The sequence below is a fragment of the Streptomyces sp. CNQ329 genome (genome assembly GCF_000482585.1).
In genome coordinates this window covers 1-1,916 of record NZ_AXVU01000137.1, presented here as the reverse complement: position 1 = coordinate 1,916, position 1,916 = coordinate 1, and the positions used below count along the sequence as shown (strand labels likewise).

Sequence of the window (1,916 nt, the reverse complement as noted above, 5' to 3'; positions counted from 1 at the left end):
AACGGACATCAGATCACGAACCGCCCTCTGAGATCGACGTCCTCGAGCACGTTCGGGTAGGTGGCCGTATCGCCGGCCACCGTCGGGTCGGGCAGTGCCTCCGGCCACGTCCACGACATGCTGCGGCCGTCGCGCGTCACGGTTACCGCCGGGGCGTCGCCGCCGCCGGAGAACCGTACGCCGACCTCTGCGGCCTGGGGGGAGAAGGTGCCGTCGGGGTTGGCCGCGAGGTCCGTGTCGATCGGCACCAGTCTGCTGCTCTGGCGCACGAACTGCGGAAGCACGTAGGTGTCTTCGGTGAAGGAGCCGTCCGGGTTGGCGAACACCTGGCTCGTCTCGGTGCGCCACGACATGATCTCCACCTGGTCGCCGCTCGCGGCGGCGGCCTCCAGAGCTCGGGTTTCCTCGGTCTGGGTTTCCTCGTACGGAGACGGGGCTGGATCGGCGGCAGCGGAACCGCCGCTGAGCAACGGCGCGAGGACTGCCAGCGCCACTGTGGTGGTGAGTGTTCTCAGTTTTCGTCTCACGTAGAGGACCTCGCCCTTCATCGACGACAGATGTGTGCTCGGTGCGGCGAGACAGCGCAGGTCAGGAAAGGGTTGTACGCCAATCCGGAAGATCCTTAAAAGTCCTCTATGGAATCCGATACGTGCATAACGAATCGATGAAGATGAGCAGGTCAGAGCTACCCAACTCCCCGAAGGTCGGGGTAACTTCGCCGTCACTTTGGGTGATTCGATCTCGGTGGTGGGGAGACGTATGTCTTCGGGCGGGGACGGCTGTAGACGTCGCTTGGGCTGGGTGGGCACGCTTTGCACGATGCTCGCAGGGCTGTTGCTGACTTCCTTCCTGGGCGGGCCGGTGGCCGCAGCGGCGGAGCTCTCGCTCCCCGGTCTGCAGGAGACCAAGCCGGTCCCGGTGGACGAGGTGGAACGCAAGGCACTCAAGCGAACCGATGAGACCGCCGGCCACGCCCGCAAGACCCTTCCGGACGGTGCATGGCCGAAGGCCGGCATGGACGAGGCGGCCCTGCCCACGACGGGGGACGGCACCGCCGATCTCAAGGCTGGCTCCGTGTCGTTGAGCCTGAAGTCGTTGTCCGGCGACCGGGGCCCGCGGCGCGTGCAGGCACAGGTGCTGGACCGATCCGCGACGCAGGCACTCGGTGTCGACGGCGTGGCGGTCGCACTGCGCGGCGCCAGCGGCGAAGACAGCAGTTCGGTCCGGCTGGAACTGGACTACGGCAGCTTCGCGCAGCCCTTCGGCGGCGCGTGGGCCTCCCGGCTCACCCTTCGTCAGATACCTGCCTGTGCTCTCCTCACGCCAGGCAAGGCAGGATGCTCCCCCCGGGGGAAGCTTGTGGTATCGAGCAACGACCCCAAGGCCGGGACGCTTTCGGCACGCACCGAACTCGACGCCGCACCACACCTGACGGGTGCGCCCGTCGCGCCCGCGGCAGCCGCGCAGCGCTCGGCCACCGGCTACGCCGCCGGCGAGGGGACGTCGCTGCTTGCCCTGACGGCGGCGGCGTCCGGAGCCTCCGGTGACTTCTCCGCAACGCCGCTGTCGCCGTCGGGCAAGTGGAGCGCCGGCGGTTCCTCCGGCGGTTTCTCCTGGTCGTACGACCTGGATGTGCCCGAGATAGCGGGGGACCTGCAGCCCGACCTGGCGCTGGAGTACTCTTCGCAGTCCGTCGACGGCCGCACCGCCGCGACCAACAACCAGGCCAACTGGGCCGGCGACGGCTGGACGATGTCGGCCGGTGCCGTCGAGCGCCGGTTCGTGGCCTGCGAAGACGACCGCTCCGGCGGCAACAACCCGTCCTCGAAGGTCGGGGACCTGTGCTGGAAGACCGACAACGCGACCCTCACCCTCAACGGCCAGACCCACGAGCTGGTCAAGGACGACGGCAGCGG

The 1,916-nt window shown here is 68.3% G+C and carries 1 protein-coding gene and 1 pseudogene; one reads left to right on the top strand and one right to left on the bottom strand.

All coding sequences use genetic code 11. The features are described 5' to 3' along the window. Window positions 1–8: 8 nt before the first annotated feature. Entirely contained in the window at window positions 9–548 is a 540-nt protein-coding gene (locus I003_RS0129395; protein WP_158689053.1) for a hypothetical protein, read from the bottom strand. A gap of 271 nt (window positions 549–819) precedes the next feature. Here I003_RS0129395 and I003_RS33875 point away from each other — a divergent pair. After that, window positions 820–1,916 (top strand): annotated as a pseudogene (locus tag I003_RS33875) (RHS repeat protein); the annotation flags it as partial.

Excerpts from the sequence above, each read along its gene's own strand:
- I003_RS0129395 (WP_158689053.1), bottom strand. The coding sequence starts at position 548 with ATGAAGGGCGAGGTCCTCTACGTGAGACGAAAACTGAGAACACTCACC.